The organism is Thauera sp. 27, assembly GCF_000310125.2.
Classification (GTDB): domain Bacteria; phylum Pseudomonadota; class Gammaproteobacteria; order Burkholderiales; family Rhodocyclaceae; genus Thauera; species Thauera mechernichensis.
Genome location: NZ_AMXB01000024.1, coordinates 1 through 17,808, shown reverse-complemented (window position 1 = coordinate 17,808; position 17,808 = coordinate 1). Strand labels below are relative to the sequence as shown.

Sequence of the window (17,808 nt, the reverse complement as noted above, 5' to 3'; positions counted from 1 at the left end):
CGGGCCTTGCAATTGGAAAGACTCGTGAGAGGCTGGTCTGTGGTCCGCAACTGGCGCTGTGCGCGCCGTGCCGCGGAAATCCTGGACTCGAAACCTAAGAGGAATGTATGTCGCGAGACGGCTTTAACGACTCCATCATCATGAACAACATGGGTGGAAGCAGCGCACCCAATATCGAACTGGATCTTGAACCCCAAGACGTGATCGATACCGAGTTTGTCGAGCAGTTGCCGCCGAAGAAGAGCCGCAAGAAGCTTTTTCTCGCTCTAGCGCTCGCCGGGGTGGTGATCAGCGGCGTTGCAGCACTGCAGTTCCCGCAAGTCCATGCGCTTCTGGAAGGCAACAACCAGAAGCTGGATCTCGCGGTGCTTTCGGGTTTGGAAGGAGGCCCGAATACGGCAGGCAACCCCTTTGCCCTTCCGGAAGCTGCCGTGCCGCAGCAAGCCGTTACGGCTGTTCAACTTCCGGTCGACCCGGTACAGACGGAAGCCATGCCCGATTCAGCTCCGCCGCAAGTAGCCGTTGCCGCAGCGCCCCAATCCGCGCTAGTTGCTGGGGAGATCGGAGCAGAAGCTGAACTTCTGGCCGTTGCAGCAGGAGGTGAGCCGGTCGCCGCCGAGCCGATAGTCTCGGCTCCAGTTCAGCAGGTCCAACAGATGCAGCCTGCTCCTCAAGCGGTGATCGAAGCTCCGGTTGTCGCCCCTGTTCAAGCTGCAGTTTCCGCGCCCGCGCCGATCAGCGCCCAACCCGCACCAGCCCCGGCTGCGTCCGTACCCAAGGTGGATAAGCCGGTCGAGCCGGAAGCGATCAACCCTACCATTGAAACCAAGAAGGCCCCTCCTGCTGAGACGAAGAAGGCGTCTGCGCCTGTACAGCGCAAGACCGAAACCGCTCAACGCTCGAAGCCTTCGGAGCCGTCCAGTAAGGAACCCGAGACGGTGCGTGACGTGATGGTCGTTACCGCATCCCAGATCGGTCTTCGTGCATTTACCGACGGACAGCTGGTGGTCAGTACCGGTGGCCGGGATGCCGCGTATCGGGTGCATGACCTCCTACCGTCGGGCGAGCGCATCGAGCGCATCGATGCGGTGGCCATGACGGTCATCACCGATCGCAGTGTCATCCGTGTGAAACCCTGATCCGGAGCGGCGAATGGAGTCGAACATGCAGCTAGCTCAACGCAACCAGCGCACCAACTTCTCGATGATCCGGCAGGACAATGCTCCCAAGCGGATCAGCATCAACCCCATCGACGAGAAGGTCAGTTCGGTGATCAGCGCAAACTCGAGACTCGAGGGGAATCTGTCCTTCGCGGACGGACTGAAGATTGACGGCGTGATTGCCGGAAACGTGACCTTCGGTACCGAGGACGGGTTGTGCATCCTTTCTAAGGGAGCGCGCATCGAAGGTTCACTCATCGGCCCTCGTGCCTTCATCCTTGGCGAGGTAGAGGGCGATATCGAAGTTCAGGGCACGCTTGTTCTGGCCCCCAGTTCCGTCGTCGTCGGCAAAATCCGATGCGGCAAATTTGTCGTCTATGACGGGGCAAGTATCTCGGGATCGATTGAAACGATTCAGTCCCCGACGAAGCAGCAGCTTGAGCAGGATGATCCCGATGATGCGCGCGGCATCATCAAGTTCAAGACGGGCGCTCGGTAATAGATCCTGTCTTGGGAGAAAGGGGGGGGCTCTGCCCCCCCTTTCTTCTTGTGGAAGTCACAACTGATGAGATGACGGTGCAGTGCAAAGAGAGTCCATGCAATACAATAGCCAAGATAGATACAAGGCTGATTGGACATGACTACTCTTAATGACATCCTCGACGAGCTCCGCGAAGCGGCCCGGTCCAATCGTGAGATGGGCGACAAGTTCGAGCGCCTAATCGCCAACTACCTGCTCACGGACCCGCAGTACGCCGACCGGCTCGCCGAGGTCTGGTTGTGGTCGGAGTGGCCGGACCGTAGCGGCATGGATGTAGGCATCGACCTGGTCGCCCGCGAGCGTGGGACGGGCGATTACTGGGCGATCCAGTGCAAGTTCTTCGATCCAGGCTACGCGCTACAGAAGGCCGACATCGACTCCTTCTTCACGGCCTCGGGCAAGCGCTTCACGACCAACCAGGGCGAACGCTCGTTTGCCCACCGGGTGATCGTCTCCACGACCGACAAGTGGAGCAGCAACGCCGAGAAAGCGCTCGAGAACCAGACCATTCCGGTCTCGCGCCTATGGTTCAAGGATCTAGCCGAGAGCCCGATCGACTGGAGGCAGTTTAGCCTCGAACGCATCCAGGACATTCGGCTGCGGGATAAGAAGACACTCCTGCCCCATCAGAAAGAGGCGGTGGCCAAGATCATCGAGGGCTTCCAGGAGCTCGATCGCGGCAAGCTCATCATGGCCTGCGGAACCGGTAAAACCTTCACCTCGCTGCGCTTGATGGAGCAGGTGACGCCGGCCCCGGGCAGAGTGCTGTTCCTGGCGCCATCAATCTCGCTGGTCGGCCAGACGCTTCGGGAGTGGTCCTCGGAGGCGATCGATCCGTTCCATGCATTTGTCGTGTGCTCGGATACGAAGGTCGGCAAGGACGAGGAGGACATCAGCACGCACGACCTGGCGTACCCTGCGACCACCGATGCCCGCAAAGTCGCCCAGGCGGCGAGCGTGCTCTCGCCCGATCGGCGCACGGTCGTGTTCTCCACCTACCAATCCATCCAGGTGGTGGCTGACGCCCAGCGCCAGGGGTTGGGGGCATTCGATCTGATCATCTGTGACGAGGCCCATCGCACGACCGGCCTGACGCTGCCGGGCGAGAGCCCGTCGGAGTTCGTAAAGGTCCATCACAACGAGAACATCATCGGCGCCAAGCGGCTGTACATGACGGCCACGCCGCGGATCTACGCCGAGGCCTCGAAGACCAAGGCGAACAACTCCGATGCGGTGCTTTTCTCGATGGATGACGAGGAGACCTTCGGTCCCGCGTTCCACCGGCTCGGCTTTGGCAAGGCCGTCGAGCTCGATCTGCTCTCCGAGTACAAGGTGCTGATCGTCGCCGTCCGTGAAAACGAGATGGCCAAGCTCGCCAACAACTTCAACAACGCCTACCGCCTGGACGAGAAAAAGGCGATCGATATCAACTTCGCGACCAAGATCATCGGGAGCTGGAAGGGCCTCTCCAAGCGGGGCCTGGTGGCAGTCGGCGAGGACGGCCAGGAAGAGACGCTCACCGAAGACGTCGAGCCGATGCGCCGGGCGGTGGCCTTCTCCAAGTCGATCAAGCTTTCGAAGCAGACGACGGACATCTTCAAGGATCTGGTCGCCGTTTATCAGCAGGCCCACGACGGCGCCGAGCCGACCGGCATGGTCCGCTGCGACCTCGACCACGTCGACGGCACGATGAACGCGCTCACTCGGAAGCGCGCCCTCGACTGGCTCAAGGCCGACCTCGAGGCGGGCGACTGCCGGATCCTCTCGAACGCGCGTTGTCTTTCCGAGGGGATCGACGTCCCAACCCTCGATGCGGTGGTCTTCTTCGACACTCGGGAGTCGATCGTCGACATCGTCCAGTCGGTCGGGCGCGTCATGCGAAAGGATCGCACCGGCCGCAAGAAGTACGGCTACATCATCTTGCCGGTGTGCATGCCCTCGGAGAAGGTAAAGGACTACAACGCCTACATCGACAGCGACCCGCAGTTCAAAGGCATCTGGAAGGTCATCAAGGCGCTGCGGGCGCACGACGAGAGCCTGGTCGACGAGGCTGAGTTCCGGCGCCGGATTGCGGTGATCGACGGCGGGGGCGAGAAGTCGGGCGAGCAGCGCAGCGGCGAGAGCGAGATGCTCCCGCTCGACTTCCCAGATCTGCCGATCGATGCGATCAACGAGGCCGTCTATGCGGCGATTCCGAAGAAGCTCGGCGATCGCGAATACTGGAGCGAGTGGGCCAAGAGCATCGGCCAGGTGGCCGAGCGCCTGATCGCACGTATCGAAGATCTGATTGCGCGCGATGCGGCGCTTGCCACGGAGTTCGAGGTTTTCCTGAAAGGGCTGCAGGACACGCTCAATCCGGCGGTGACCCGGGGCGAAGCGGTGGAGATGCTTGCCCAGCACATCCTGACCCTGCCAGTGTTCCAGGCGCTTTTCGCGGCCACCAACTTTCCCGAGCACAACGCGGTCGGCAAGGCGCTACAGCGCATCGTGGATCGCTTGGGCGAGTCGGCGATCGCCTCCGAGACCGAAGGCCTCGACAAGTTCTATGAGAACGTCCGTGAGCGCGTCAGTCTCGCCAAAAGCGACAAGTCCAAGCAGGACATCATCCGCAACCTCTACGACACCTTCTTCCACAACGCTTTCCCGCGGATGGCCGAGCGGCTGGGCATCGTCTACACGCCCGTTCAGGTCGTCGACTTCATCCTGAAAAGCGCAGATGCAGCGCTGCGCAAGCATTTCGGGGAGTCGCTCGCAAGTTCCGGTGTGCAGATCCTCGATCCATTCGCCGGCACGGGGACGTTCCTGGTGAGACTCATCCAGTCCGGCCTGATCGATCCTGAGCACCTGCCGCACAAGTTCGACTACGAGCTGCACGCCAACGAGATCGTGCTGCTGGCCTACTACATCGCCACGATTAACATCGAAACCGCATACCACGCGGTGACCGGTGATTACCGCCCATTCGATGGAATGATTCTGGTCGACACCTTCCAAATGACCGAGGAGAACGACCTCGTCGACAAGGTTGTACTGCCGGAGAACAACGCCCGGGCCGAGCGCCAATTGGCGCAGCCGATCCGGGTGATCGTGGGGAATCCTCCGTATTCGGCGCAGCAGGATAGCGAGAGCGATAACAACAAGAATCTGGCTTATCCGACACTTGATTCCGCCATACGATCGTCTTACGCCGCGAGCTCCTCAGCAAAGCTAGTAAAGAATCTGTACGACTCATACATCCGTGCGATTCGTTGGGCATCTGACCGCATCGCCGAGCGGGGCGTGGTGGCGTTTGTGACCAATGGCTCCTTCCTTGACGCCAACAACATGGATGGTTTGCGTAAGTCGTTGGTGCAGGACTTCAGCCACCTGTACGTCTTCAACTTGCGTGGGGATGCAAGAACTCAAGGCGAGGAGCGTCGTAAGGAAGGGGGTGGCATCTTCGATTCCGGTTCTAGGACGCCGGTGGCTATCACCATCATGGTGAAAGATCCAACTCACGTTGGTTCCTGCGAGTTGCTCTACCACGACATCGGAGACTGCCTGAGTCAGCAGGAAAAGCTGGACATCATCGAGTCCTTCGGTTCTTTCAATGAGATGCCTTGGCAGAGGCTCACCCCTAATGCACAAGGAGACTGGGCCAATCAACGCGACCCAGCATTTGAGCGTTTCATGATGATGGGCGAGAAGGATGGTCTCGGAGCAAATGTCATCTTTGACTTTTACTCTCTGGGGGTCGTCACAAATCGTGACCCATGGGTTTACAACGCCAGTTTCGACGTCCTCACCGACAACGTTCAGGGGATGCTTCGCATCTACAACGCTGAGTTTAAGCGGTACGCTGAACTATGTGCAGGTCAGCAGAACGAGCCGCATCCTGAGTTTGAAAGTGTGGTCGATGCCGATCAGAAGAGGATCAGTTGGACGCACAACCTAAAAGAAGATGCAAAACGCCAGAAACCACTCGACTATGACGTGAGTTCGGCAGTAGTGAGCATGTACAGGCCATTCAACAAACAGTGGCTGTATTTCAACCGCCGACTGAATGAGCGCGTTTACCAAGTTCCAAAGCTCTTTCCTACCCCACGGCATCGTAATGTCGTGATCTCGAGCACAGGCGTTGCTGACCGCAAAGGCTATTCAGTTCTCGTCACTGATCATGTCCCCAACATGCATCTGACTGACACTGGCCAGTGCTTCCCTCTCTACTGGTATGAGAAGGTTGAGGATGGTGCTGAGCCCCAAGGCGAGATGTTCTCTTCTATAGGGGCTCCCGACACCGATGGTTACGTCCGCCGTGACGCGATTACAGACTGGGCGCTGGAAGCCTTCCGCGGGCACTACGGCGACGCTGCGATCAGCAAGGAAGACATCTTCTGGTACGTCTACGGGATCCTGCACTCGCCTGAATATAAGCAGCGCTTCGCGGCGGACCTCAAGAAGATGCTTCCGCGCATTCCCTTCGCCGCGGATTTTCGCGCGTTCTTGAACGCCGGTCGCCAGCTGGGCGAATGGCATCTGAACTACGAGACGGTCGAACCCTTCCCGCTGACCGAGGAAGCCAAGCGCTTGGTCATGGAGCCGGACGACTACCTGGTTACGAAGATGACCTTCGGGAAGAAGGACGGCAAGCCCGACAAGAGCGTCATCGTCTACAACCCGCACCTGGTGCTGCGTGACATCCCGCTTGAGGCCTACGAGTACGTGGTCAACGGCAAGCCGGCGCTTGAGTGGATCATGGAGCGCTACCAGGTCACGGTCGACAAGGCTTCAGGCATCAAGAACGACCCCAACGAGTGGTCGGAGGATCCGCGGTACATCGTCGATCTGCTGAAGCGGATCGTGCGTGTGAGCCTGGAGAGCGCCCGGATCATACAAAGCCTGCCTGCCCTCAAAGAGCATGTCGTATAAGTATTGCTTGGTTCCTGCTTTTCTTTAACCTCAATGGTTGTTCGGTCTTTGCCGTCTCTGACGCTGCGGTCACCGTTGCATCGACAGCGGTGAGCGTCACCGCGACGGCCGTCGAGACGACCGTCGATGTCGCAGCCGCCGGCGTCGACGCCGGATGGGTGACGATGAGGACGAGGATGAGTAAAGCTCGTCCTTAGAGTGAACCGAAGACGCCTTCCAGCGTCTCGCTGACCTTGTCGTGGAACTGCTCGTCGGCCATGGTCGAGTAGATCGTGGTTGTGGCCACGGAACTGTGCCGGCCGAGTTGCTGGGCTAGTTGCAGATCCTGTGTCGCCTCGACCGTCGCACCGATGGTTGTGTGGCGCAGCCAGTGGGTCGAGGAGTGCTTGAGCAGGTGCTCAAGGTCATCCCGCCCGCGCTCATGCGCGATCTTGCCCGCGCCTTTCAGGATCGCCTTCACTTCGCGATAGACCATGTTGTCCGAGATGCCCTCGGAAGGTTGCAGTAGCTTGGAGAGCAAGGGGTTTCGTTCGCCCATCGTCGGATAGGCCGGCAGCCCGTTGGCTAGCCGGTACTCGGTGAGATCCCGAAACAGGGTAGGGGGGAGCGGCAGGCCCGCTTTCTTTCCGCCCTTGCCGATGACCCAGAGCGTCCATCTCCCCTTTTCATGCGCGAGGTTCTGCGTGTTGGCGCTGGCAATCTCGCTCAGGCGTCCACCGGTGAACAGGAAAAGTGAGAGCGCGGCGCGAGAGCGCATCTTCCGGCATCGCTGGCTGGGGGTCTTGTCGGGGAGCGCGTTTATCCACTCGTAGGCGAGCTGCAGGGCGTCGTCGGGCAACTGGTGACGCCGTGCGGTGGGCGGTGCAATCGGTTCGTTGGTTGCGACTTCCCGCGTCCGCTTCCTTGCCAAGGAGAATGGGTTCGCCGAGAGGTAGTGCGCCTCGACCAGATAGGAGAAGAGTGAATCGCAGACGAGCTTCACGTAGCGCAACGAGCTGCCCTGCAGCGGCCCGCGGAAGGGGCGCCACTCGGGTGAGCCGATTTCGTGCCGGCCGGGGCTGATCCAGTCATCTGGAGGAGCGGACAGGAAGGCGAAGTAGTCATCGACATCCTCACGCACCAAGTCGGAGAAGGACTTCAGGGCGATGGCCTCACACCACATGAGCAGGCGCAGGGTTTCACGCTTGTAGGCCCGGTGCGTGTGGGGCGAATCCTGGAATTCGAGCAGGAACCGTGCGGCCGCCTCGCGATCGTTGCTGGCGCGGATGATGGGTGTACGCTGTCCGGTGCCGACAACAGGCGTTGCTGCGGGAGCTTGAAGTAGCGAGATCTCGAGCGACTTGAATACTTCCGGGAGGCAAGGGGAGGGGGCCGTCATCATATGGATCGCCTCTTTAAGCCAGGTTGCGCAGCAGCCGTGTGTCGACCTCGAGCGAGAGCGGGGCGCCGATCTGGATGCGGGTGAAGTTTGGATGCCTTGGGTTGAGGAGGTAGTTGCGCTCAGCCGGCACCACGGCGCTGGGCACACTCAGAACCACCGTTTCGCCACTGTCGATCCAGGTGCGGCCGATCTCCTGAAGCGAGCTCCGCGCGCCAATGGTTCGCCACTCCGAGGGCAGTGACTCGGTATCAACTCGTGTTTCGGGCAGATCGGCCGGCAACTGCGCAGGGATCAGCACGTAGTTCGCTCGTAGTGGATCGTCCTGGACCATGAGCTCGAGCAAGTCCAGGGATTGCGACTCGGCGGTGTAAATCATCGGCCAGCCCTTCGGATTCCAGCGGCCACCGTACAGCCGCGCACCTTCCCCGCTGAAGGCGGATGCCGCGAACCGTGCGGTTGTGATTCGCCAAACGATCCGCATTAAGCGAAGACGCCGTTCTCGATGCGGCCGAGCGTGTCGAGCACGTTTTCAGCGCCAATCTCCGTGTCCAAAAGGGACAGAGGCGTCACCCCGCCGAGCGAGGCGTTGGGGCTTTGGATCCAGCTCAGTGCGTCTTCCGCATCCTCGAACACCATCTCAGCGCGTTCCACGACCCGGGCAAACCGGACGAGCTTGGCCGACTCCTCGGGCGAGAGCGTGCCTTCGCGCTTGCGACGAACCAGGGTGCGCTCGGGGATGTTGAGGGCGCGCGCAAGATCCGTCTGAGTAATTCGTGTCAGCCGAATCGCTTCGTCGATCGAGGCTGAAGGCAAACCCTGGCGCAGAAGCGGAATCCATTCCATCGGGACGCGTGGCATGGCGTGAAGGACAGCCTCACCCCCGAGCAGACGGACGGCGCCCATGGAAGCGGTGACCGTACGGGAAGAGGGGAGCATGAATGTATCCTTTCTAAGCCAGCTTGGTCCGAGTTTAGGCAAATTTGGCGCGTGCGTCTATGCGTTGTCTCACACAGTGACGCTCGCCTGCCGGCCAGTCGGCGCCATGCTGTCGTTCAAGTGCGTTTCCGGAAACCAGTCCTCGCCGCGATCGAACCGGACGAGGAAGCTCCAGTAGTTCCCCGCGCGCTTTATCTCGGTGATCACGCCTTCCTCACCTTCGTCAGCGATCTCTCCGATGTAGTCGGACGCCATCAGGATGTCGCCCACGGAGAACCCGACCGCCTGGGTGATCAGGCTGCTCGCAGGCTTGGTGCCGGGGCGCTGGTGCCCTGGCTTTTCCTTTGTTCGGGACTTGGCAAGCACTAGGAGATCGGGCGAGGCTTCGGGCAGACCTTGGACTGCGCAGACCCAGAGCAGGGCAGGGGCGTCTTGCTTGAACACCTGGTAGAGCCGCTGTCTGCTCACGTCCCAATAGCGGGCGACATCGCGGATCGTCCAGCCTTTGGCGAGGATTAGCTTCTGGATATCCGCACCGGACAGAAGGGATATGCGTTTCACGTTGCTTTCCATTGGGTTGCGACCAATCCGACGCTACCACCCCGGATAGAGTGCGCACAGCTTGCCCCAATCGTGCAACGCACCGTGCTCCTTCAGGATGGCTATGCCTTGAGCCGCGTGCCACGTCTTCGGCACCCGTCGCATCCAGTATTCGTCGTCGCGTTGGAGGTAGAGTTGAAGGATCGTTGCCACGAGTAGCTGACGATACGGGGGAAGCTTGCGGTACTCGGCTCGCCACTGATCCAGTGCACCCGGAATTTCGGGGTTGTCGGGGTCTGCCCATTCGAATCCGCGCGGACGCATCAGGAAGTGATCGCCGCGGCTGCCGTAGGGGTGCTCGACCCGTTGGAAGAATGCGCCTAGGTCGTAGCGCTCGATCATCGCCCAGAGGTGGATACCAAAGGGTTCGGGATTGGACCAGAAGGGCGGTTGTACCTCGACGTTGCAGACTGCGGCCAACGTACAGGCCTCGATCTCGTCCATCGCGGGCAGCTTGTGGATCAGTTCGATGAAGGTAAGTTTCGGGAAGCGCCCTTGTGCAAAGGTCGGCGACACCAAGGCGTATCCCACCGCGGCTACGGGTATTCGCGTGTGGTGAACGTACGCTGACTCCGCTTGAGGAAAATCGATGATCTCGACTTGATGGGTGCCGATGGCAAGGCCCAAGCTATCGAGAAGGGCAGCAACGTCGGGGGGAGGAGGCATCGGGGTTACCTATTCGGTGGGAGGCGCGGGGGCGTCAGCGGCAAAGGGGTCGATGATGGTCAGGGAACCCTCGATCACCTGCCTGTGCTGCAGGTCCTCTGAGAGCAATGTGCCGCATCCGGCAATAAGTGCAGCACTCACCACCATTGCGTCCCACCAGGAGAATCCGTACTTGGATTGCACAATCCACGCCCGCTGCAGCAGTTCGCTGTCCGGCGTCAGGGGGTTCCAAGCCTGTAGGGCCAGCACGTCTGCCTGTGCCGCCGCCTCGACCATGGCCATTTTTCGCGGATGCGTCGCCACCGCATAGAACTCGATCAGCACCTGCCAGGACAGACGGCCGGTACGGTGAATCGCGAGCGCCCTCAGCCAGTCCATGGCGATTGCCTGCTTGCGGGAGTCCCGTTGGTCTCGTGCGTAGGCAAGGATGTTCGTGTCGACGAAGACGAGATTCACCGCAACACCTTGCGGTCGTAGATCTGGTCACGCGAAGGCCACGACCTGTGGTCGTCACGCGGTTCAGGTGAAAGGTATGGACCACGTGAGAAGAAATCGGTCATCGCTCGCTCATAGGCGTCGTCCCCGGCGAACTTTTCCTTCACGAGTTCACCGACAAAGCGCGAAACGCTGACGTTACGGGTGGCTGCCTCGATCCTAAGTCGGCGAAGCGTTGCGTCATCCGCCGAGATGGTCAAGTTGGGCATGATGATCTCCTGATCGTCAGTAACACGGTTCTAGTGTAGCACTAGGTTCGTGATTGTTCAGGCGATGTTTCGGGCTCTCGCCTGCGCCGATATCCAAACAGGTAAGTGGCAGCATTTTCATGGACTGGGCGAGGGTGTAGGCTGACGAGCGCTTATCCAGACAAGGAGAAAGCTGTGTGCGGACGCTATGCCCTCTACGGGCCCCATTCGCGCCTCAGAGAGCAGTTCGGCGTTGATCTCGTGGAGTTACGGGAGCGCTTCAACATTGCGCCGACGCAAGAGGCCCCGGTCGTGCGTGCGGGAGCGGGCGGCGAGCCTGAGTTGATAGACGCTCGATGGGGCCTGCTGCCGTCCTGGGTGAAGGAGCCTGGCAAACTCGCGCAACCGATCAATGCGAAGATCGAGACCGCCGGGGAGAAGCCAATGTTCAGGCACGCCTTCAAGCGGTCACGTGTGCTCGTACCGGCGTCAGGGTTCTACGAGTGGGTGCCAGTGGCCGGGTACAAGCAACCGTACTTCATCCGACCCGCTGGTGGTGAGTCGCTTTTCGGCTTCGGCGGCCTGCTCGAGCACTGGGACAGCCCCGAGGGGAAGGTCCTCACGTTCGCTATCCTGACGACCGCGGCGAACGACCTCATGCGGCCAATCCACGAACGCATGCCGGTGATCATCCAACCAGAAGACTATGCCCAATGGCTCGATCCCGGTCTTACCGACTCCAAGCTACTTCGGGCGTTTGCCGGTGAGTATCCAGGTGATGGGATGGAAGCCTATCCGGTGAGCCGGGCTGTCGGAAACCCGAGAGCACAGGGGGTGGCGCTTGTTGCTCCAGTGGTCACTTAACGAACGGCGATCCTGGTTTGTTGTTGGAGGTTTTGGTACTCAAGGGGTTGGACTCCAAGCCGGAGCCATACGGTCACACGATCCCTACGATGCTGCGAGCTTACACTTGATCCGTTGACGATTCAGGATCGTGCCAGTAACGTTCGTCCCGTTAGCCTCGGCTAACAAAAAAAGCCCCGGCCGCAAAGGACCAGGGCGTTAAGGGGTAGTACCTACGTCTTACCTGATGCCGCTCGGAAGGTGTGCCACCACCTCCAACACATGGTGAATAACAATCACCATGTGTGCGGCAATCAGGATCCATGCGCTAAAAGTATCCATTTTGGATCTCCTGAGCGACGGTAGCTCGGTTGCTGGCCTTGTGAGCCTTCGCCGGTCCCGCTTCCCGCCTTGACGGGACGCGGTCGATATTAGCGGAGGGCATCAGCGAGTGCAAATAAGTAAATCGGTTCAAAAACAGGCACTTACCATTCTGCCTTGTGTTTGAGAACTTTTTTGTCCCGTATTTAGTGGGTTTGGCTGGCATTTTGGCTCATTGATCGGGGCATTGTGCCTTCTCCAAAGAACACATCGGCCCTGGCAGGGTGGCCCCTTCGCATGTGTTGCGAGGCTCCTGATGGCTACTTCAGTCCACTTGTAGCACGCTGGCCGAGCCGATCTTGGTCAAACGCGGGATGCGGGCGCTTTATAGGCAAACCCGAGCAGCGTTGGGCAAACACAAGGGTGCTGCTTATCTGTCTCGACGCGTCGCGGGACGTTAGCTTGGCGTCGAACACCGAGACTATCGCGATCCGTAAGGTACCCAACTGGACTGGCTCGTTTAGCCAATCACGACTAGAAAGAAGCATGGCCACGTGGAACTTGGATGGCGTCCGTACTACTCGGATGCTCCTTCACGACCGGCTACCAGGGTTGCTCGGTACTGCTGACCGTGGGGCTTGAACTGGCGACAGGCGATATCGCTGTCGTTTTGGATCGCCTCTTGTGAAGCAAAGAGCGGCCTTCGTGGGTGTCAAATATATGGACACTCCCCATATTGGCGCCGACCCAGTTCCGCGCCGCTACTGGGTTCGCGGCTGATACCACGCCGCGCAACCTGTCTCCATTATTTTGAAATTCTCCGGCGACGCCCTTCTGTTGTGTTTACTCATGATAATAGGCGTTATCGTGAACGCTTGCTGACGCAAGTAACAAACGTGACGAATAACATAGCTGGCGCAACGTCACGAGTATGCTTAGATAGGGCTATTATGTGACTGATGATTGCCCATGTCCCTTCGTTTTCGATCACTGGAGGATCTCGGTCGCGGTGCGTGGCGCATCGCGTCCGTGACCCCGCTGTCCACGCCCAAAGAAAAGCTCGCGCTGCGCGATGCGTCCGCCGTTGCCCCCGGTTCAGCGGACAGCCGACGTCAGCCTGCCAGGCCACCTTGGTCGCGCTCGGGGCCGACGCCGCACGATCTGCTCTGGGATGCGGTCGTGGCGAGATGGCCCACCGCGGTGCGCGAGTTCGAGGGCGCAGTACCAGGCCGGCGCTACCGGCTCGATGTGGCGCTGCCCGAGGCGCGCATCGCGCTGGAGGTCGACGGGTTCCGACATCACGGGAAGCACCTCGAGGATTTCAGGCGCGACCGGGTGCGGCAGAACCTGCTGGTTATCAGCGGCTGGCGCGTGCTGAGGTTCGCAGCCGGGGACATTCGCAAGGATTTGGCATCTTGCCTGGACTCAATCCAGGCGCTACTGGAGACGATTCGCCATGAACAAGACTGAAACTGAACAGCCGAAGAGCCGGCGCGAGGCTGTGTGGGAGGTGTGCGATCAGCTCTCCGCGCAGGGCATCAAACCCTCGCTGCGTTCAGTGAAGATGCACTACCCACGTGGCTCGGACACCGACGTCCAGAAAGACGTGAACGGCTGGTTTGAGCACGTGTTCGCCCAGCATGCCCGCCGGCGCGTCATCCCCTCGCTGCCAGAATCAGTCGTGAAGGCGATGGAAGCGTTCTGGGAGACAGCCTCGCTGGAGGCGGATAACCAGTTCGCAAAGGAGCGCAAGGCGCACGAGGACATGAGATCCGAAATGCGGGAGAAGCTCGACTCAGTGCTGGCCGAACTGGCTCAGTCCAAGGCGTCTGCGACGAAGTCCGAGCAGGATAACGTGGATCTTCGGCTGGAACTGTCGCACCGCTCTACTCTTCTCTCCGATGCTGAGGAGGAAGTCAAAGTCCTCCGTCGGGATCTGGATGAACTCAGAAGGCACCTCCAGAAACGAGACATGGATCATCAGGAGGAGCTATCACACCTTCGTGACACTCACGAGCGCAACCTCAAGGCTCAACGTGAGGACTTCGAGCTTCAGGTGAAGTTGGTGCGAGAAGCTGCCGCAAAGCAGGCTGAGGAGCACGACCGCGAAATGAAGAGGGCCGATGACCACTACCGTGATCTTGAGCGTCGATCGCTTATGGAGATCGACTCCATGAGAACAAGAGCGAAAAGTGCTGACGAGTTGATCGAGCGCCAGCGGAACACCGTGCACGAGCGCGATATCGAGCTCGTAGAACTAAGGACAGAGCTACGGCTGATTCGTGCAGCCCAGCAGGCGCAGATAGATGATATTGCGAACCGTAACAGCGCCCTCACCTGCCAACTAGAACAGCTCCAGGCCAAGTTGGAGAGGCAGGAGAATGAGGCTACATGTAGCGGCTTGCAATCCTAGCGGCCTCGGCTCGCAATCCAGACCCGCTTCTGGCTCGGATTATCTGCAACTGGCCTCGCTGTCTGGCTCACATTCCTTGCAACCCGGCTTGCAATCCATCCGGCGGGCTCGCAATCCAGCGCTGCCGGCTCACGCTTTCTGCAATTGACCATACTTGCTCTTTCTGAACAGAAAATAGGGCAGACCCAACACTCGGGTCATCCGCCGCCATTTCTATCTCGGGTCGGCGGTCGCCACAGACCGGACGGCTGACCCGACTACAACCCGGTCGCGAACGGCAGGTGATGGGAACGAGGCTCAGGGGCATGACCCGGCCATCAAGAGTCATTCGCCGGTCAAACCTATCCGGCCGGTTAAGGCTGATCTGAGTCATTCGCAGTTTGGACCCGAGTGACAGCATCCGCTGACAGCCGTCATTGAATCCCGGATACCGCGAACGACTGGTACACCTTCGACATCAGACAGTCGGCCGCCGCCCGGCTGCGGTCCACCTTGGTTGGCCGGTCACAAGGCCGGCGCGTTGAACTGGACGAAGCGCTGCGACGACGCGATCGTCAGGGTTCGCGTGGCCCTGGAAATCGCGACGTAGAAGAGCTTTGCTTGGGCTTGCCGTTCATTGCCGAAATGTGTCGCATCGGGGATGACCACATGGTCGAATTCCAGCCCCTTCAAGAGCAGCGGCGTTGAGACAGTGCGCTTGGGCATCTTCCGACCGGAGTTGGTCACGCGCTGACGGACGCAGAGGGTAGCCGCCGCCATCGTCTCAGCACGGTCCGTGGCGACCTCATTGGCCGCTCGCTCTGCGTCTCGCCAAAGCTCGTTGCGGTAGAGTTTCCACCGCGGACGCTTACGAGCCAGGGAGAACAATTGAGCGAGGGCTTCTGCCCCGTTGCCTTCTCCGACAGTCGGGACCAAGTCCCGCATCGCTTGCTGAACCACTGCATCTTCCGGATCAGGGGCTTCGCCATCGACGGGGGCCTTCTTGTGGAAGCAGTCATTGCTCAGGTCGATGAACGCCTGCACGCGCGCGCGTTCATCGCCAGCCCGATCCCACGCCGACGCGAACCCCCGCAGACGGTTGGCGGCAACTTCTTCGATGGCCTGGTATCCGCCATTGGCTGCCTTTGCCAGTCTGTAGCAGATAGTCTTGTTGCAATGAATGGCGGCGAAGCTGCCATCTTTGCCATCTAAGCCTTCGAACAGGGTTCCCATGTCGAAGGTGTCGTCGGACTCTCGGTAGGTGATACGAGGATCGGCCAGGTCGATGACCTCTCCGCGCATGAGCTTCTCGCGCGTTTCCGCGATCCATTGCCCAAGCTCGGGGTTCTTGCCAGCCCAGCGGTGGGGTGTTTCAAGTGTTCCGGCTAGCGGGAAGCCTGGATGAATTTCACCGTTCCAGCTCAGCGTCGCTCCGGCGAACTCGAAGATCCCCTGCATTGGGTCGCCGAAGATCAACGTGGGAACGATGCAGGAGAGCGCGATTGCGAGCTCATGCTGCAAGCCATGACAGTCCTGATACTCGTCGATCAGGATGCGGTCGTAGGAGGATGCGACGACCTCGCGGATCGCGTGGACGCGCAGGGCCCACGCCGCTCCACGATAGAGCTGATTCCATTGCTCGGCGGTCTGTGGCATTCCATCGGGCGGCTGGGCCACGCCGGGGAAGGCATGGGCGTAGCGCATGCACCATCCGGCGATGGTATCCACGGACACTTGGGCTCGGGAGATGCCAAGGCGCTTCAACCGCGTGCGGATCGCGTGCACGCCAGCATGCGTGTGTGTGAGGATCAGAGCGCGGCGGCCCATCGCTGCCACGTTGGCGATGATCTCGGTCTTCCCGTGGCCCGCGGGAGCGACGACGGCGGCGTTCCCCAGCCCATAAAGCTCTGCCGCGTCAGGCATACAGCCATGCCTCGACTTGGGCCAAGGTCGTTGCCAGTGGAGCGGCGGCGTTTGCCGCTGCGATGCGAGCGACCAGCGGAGCAAGGCCTCGGCCGATTCGCTGGTCTTTGAACCATTTCTTGCGGGCGGCGACCTCAGCGACTGCCTCTCGGAGCTGAATCGCATCCAGCGCGGACAACAGGGACCAATCAGCAAAGTTGCCACGAATCATGCCGATGCCCACATCCGGAATTCGGGTGTTCAGGTTATCGTCGACTGCGGCGTCGCCACGTTCTTCCCGCGCATACGCGAGCAACGCTTGCACGAGCTCATCGTTTGCGGCCGAGAAGATGGCCTGCTCCGTGTTGAGGCCGCCGCCATACTCGAAGACGGGGACGCCTGCCGCCGCCAGCGCGGCGATCGTTGCCGGCGCGAGGACTGTATCGGAGTCGCGAAACATAGCCGTCGGATAGCCGAGCCCAGCCAGCGCCAACGCAAGCGAACTAGCCTGCTCGCCGTTGCCATCCGCAACCGCAGCCCCCTGTTGTTCGATGGGCCGACCTCCATGGCGAACCGGCCAGTCTTCGCGCAGGCCCAGCAGCAGCCCCAGTTCGGTATTTCCCTCGGTTACGACGATGCGCCGAGCGAACATCGCCCGGGGTGTAAATCGCATCAACGGCCGGATGAGATCAGGAGAGCTCGGGCGGGCGATCGCGGTCGCCCGGCCAGGACGGGCGGTTTGAACCACCCGGAGGCTCTCCGCCCCAGCTTCGCTCAACGCGACATCAGCATGTGTCGTCATAAGGATCTGGCCGGTGGGCTTACGCTCTTCGAGCGCCTTGGCCTGGTCGGCTTTGAGCTGGGCGATCGCGCCTATGATCCGGTGTGGCTCGAGCCCGTGCTCGATTTCGTCGATCAGCACGATGGCGCCTTCGGCGATCGCAGACTTCTGGATTGCGAGCGTCGCCAGTCGCCGTGTGCCCAAGCCCGCGAGCCGAAGCGGCACTCCGCTGTCATGCAGTGCGATTGAGCCGGAAGACAGTCCAGAACGCCCCAGTTCCAGCCCAGGCTCGTAGGCGCCTTCGACGTAGGCTCCAAGCCCCTTGGCGAAGCGCTCGGCCAAGTCCGCCGCGTCAGCCAGCGACTCGATCTCTGCCAGCTTCGCACTCGCTCGGGCCGTGCGGTAGGCCTCCGCTAGGCGCGCTGCGGCCTCCTTGTTGTCGCCCGTCAGCCGTGCGAGTACCGAGCCTTGTCCCCAGGCGAGGTGGCGGGCGTCTTCTCCGGCGAGCCGGACGAGCCCGAACAAGGCTCGGTCACGGTTCGATAGCGTGCGCGGATCTTCGACCCGGTCACACACCAGCTCCCAGGTCGGCTCCATGGTGGCGTCGACGGTGAGGCGGACAGTCAGGACAGGCTCGTCTTCGCCTTCCGGCTCGTCGCGCAGTTCGCCCGCCGATGTCCACCCCCGGATGTAC

The 17,808-nt window shown here is 60.6% G+C and carries 15 protein-coding genes; 6 read left to right on the top strand and 9 right to left on the bottom strand.

The window, feature by feature from the left end:
* Nucleotides 1-140: 140 nt before the first annotated feature.
* The 3 genes from B447_RS13525 (at nucleotide 141) to B447_RS13515 (ending at nucleotide 6,609) form a co-directional block, all read left to right on the top strand.
* Nucleotides 141-1,139: a hypothetical protein gene (locus B447_RS13525; protein WP_232431624.1), complete on the top strand. Its 999-nt coding sequence runs from the start codon at nucleotides 141-143 to the stop codon at nucleotides 1,137-1,139.
* A 13-nt stretch (nucleotides 1,140-1,152) separates the two neighbouring features.
* A complete protein-coding gene (locus tag B447_RS13520) occupies nucleotides 1,153-1,659 on the top strand; it encodes a bactofilin family protein (protein WP_002941092.1) in 507 nt (168 codons plus the stop codon).
* A 138-nt stretch (nucleotides 1,660-1,797) separates the two neighbouring features.
* Entirely contained in the window at nucleotides 1,798-6,609 is a 4,812-nt protein-coding gene (locus B447_RS13515) for a DEAD/DEAH box helicase (protein WP_037982815.1), read from the top strand.
* 193 nt (nucleotides 6,610-6,802) lie between these two features.
* Here B447_RS13515 and B447_RS13510 read toward each other — a convergent pair whose 3' ends face one another.
* From B447_RS13510 to B447_RS13480, 7 genes are all read right to left on the bottom strand, one after another.
* Entirely contained in the window at nucleotides 6,803-7,990 is a 1,188-nt protein-coding gene (locus B447_RS13510) for a tyrosine-type recombinase/integrase (protein WP_002941088.1), read from the bottom strand.
* A gap of 13 nt (nucleotides 7,991-8,003) precedes the next feature.
* Complete coding sequence (locus tag B447_RS13505) at nucleotides 8,004-8,471, bottom strand: RES family NAD+ phosphorylase (RefSeq protein WP_002941086.1); 468 nt, start codon at nucleotides 8,469-8,471, stop codon at nucleotides 8,004-8,006.
* On the bottom strand, nucleotides 8,471-8,926 hold the full coding sequence (gene parS / locus B447_RS13500; protein WP_002941083.1) for a type II RES/Xre toxin-antitoxin system antitoxin: 456 nt from the start codon (nucleotides 8,924-8,926) through the stop codon (nucleotides 8,471-8,473). The genes B447_RS13505 and parS overlap by 1 nt, the downstream gene beginning before the upstream one ends.
* Nucleotides 8,927-8,995: 69 nt before the next feature.
* The gene (locus B447_RS13495) at nucleotides 8,996-9,487 is read right to left on the bottom strand and encodes a hypothetical protein (protein WP_198291805.1); all 492 of its coding nucleotides are present in this window, start codon (nucleotides 9,485-9,487) and stop codon (nucleotides 8,996-8,998) included.
* A gap of 33 nt (nucleotides 9,488-9,520) precedes the next feature.
* Nucleotides 9,521-10,192 carry a hypothetical protein gene (locus tag B447_RS13490; RefSeq protein ID WP_037982814.1) on the bottom strand — a complete coding sequence of 224 codons (672 nt, stop codon included), beginning with the start codon at nucleotides 10,190-10,192 and terminating at the stop codon, nucleotides 9,521-9,523.
* A 9-nt stretch (nucleotides 10,193-10,201) separates the two neighbouring features.
* Entirely contained in the window at nucleotides 10,202-10,648 is a 447-nt protein-coding gene (locus tag B447_RS13485) for a PIN domain-containing protein (RefSeq protein WP_002941075.1), read from the bottom strand.
* Nucleotides 10,645-10,896 (bottom strand): hypothetical protein, encoded by a 252-nt coding sequence (locus tag B447_RS13480; RefSeq protein WP_002941073.1) that lies wholly within the window; start codon nucleotides 10,894-10,896, stop codon nucleotides 10,645-10,647. The genes B447_RS13485 and B447_RS13480 overlap by 4 nt, the downstream gene beginning before the upstream one ends.
* Before the next feature lie 174 nt (nucleotides 10,897-11,070).
* Between B447_RS13480 and B447_RS13475 the strand changes: the two genes are divergently transcribed.
* From B447_RS13475 to B447_RS13465, 3 genes are all read left to right on the top strand, one after another.
* Nucleotides 11,071-11,739, top strand: a complete 669-nt coding sequence (locus B447_RS13475; protein ID WP_002941071.1) for an SOS response-associated peptidase — start codon at nucleotides 11,071-11,073, stop codon at nucleotides 11,737-11,739.
* Nucleotides 11,740-13,008: 1,269 nt separating this feature from the next.
* Complete coding sequence (locus B447_RS21850; protein ID WP_002941069.1) at nucleotides 13,009-13,509, top strand: endonuclease domain-containing protein; 501 nt, start codon at nucleotides 13,009-13,011, stop codon at nucleotides 13,507-13,509.
* Nucleotides 13,496-14,452, top strand: a complete 957-nt coding sequence (locus B447_RS13465) for a DNA-binding protein (RefSeq protein WP_002941067.1) — start codon at nucleotides 13,496-13,498, stop codon at nucleotides 14,450-14,452. Before B447_RS21850 ends, B447_RS13465 begins: the two co-directional genes overlap by 14 nt.
* A 504-nt stretch (nucleotides 14,453-14,956) precedes the next feature.
* Here B447_RS13465 and B447_RS13460 read toward each other — a convergent pair.
* Both B447_RS13460 and B447_RS13455 read right to left on the bottom strand, forming a co-directional pair.
* Nucleotides 14,957-16,354 carry a UvrD-helicase domain-containing protein gene (locus B447_RS13460; RefSeq protein ID WP_002941051.1) on the bottom strand — a complete coding sequence of 466 codons (1,398 nt, stop codon included), beginning with the start codon at nucleotides 16,352-16,354 and terminating at the stop codon, nucleotides 14,957-14,959.
* Nucleotides 16,347-17,808 (bottom strand): ATP-dependent nuclease (locus B447_RS13455; RefSeq protein WP_002941048.1); only part of this gene is annotated, 1,462 nt, incomplete at its 5' end. The genes B447_RS13455 and B447_RS13460, both read right to left, overlap by 8 nt.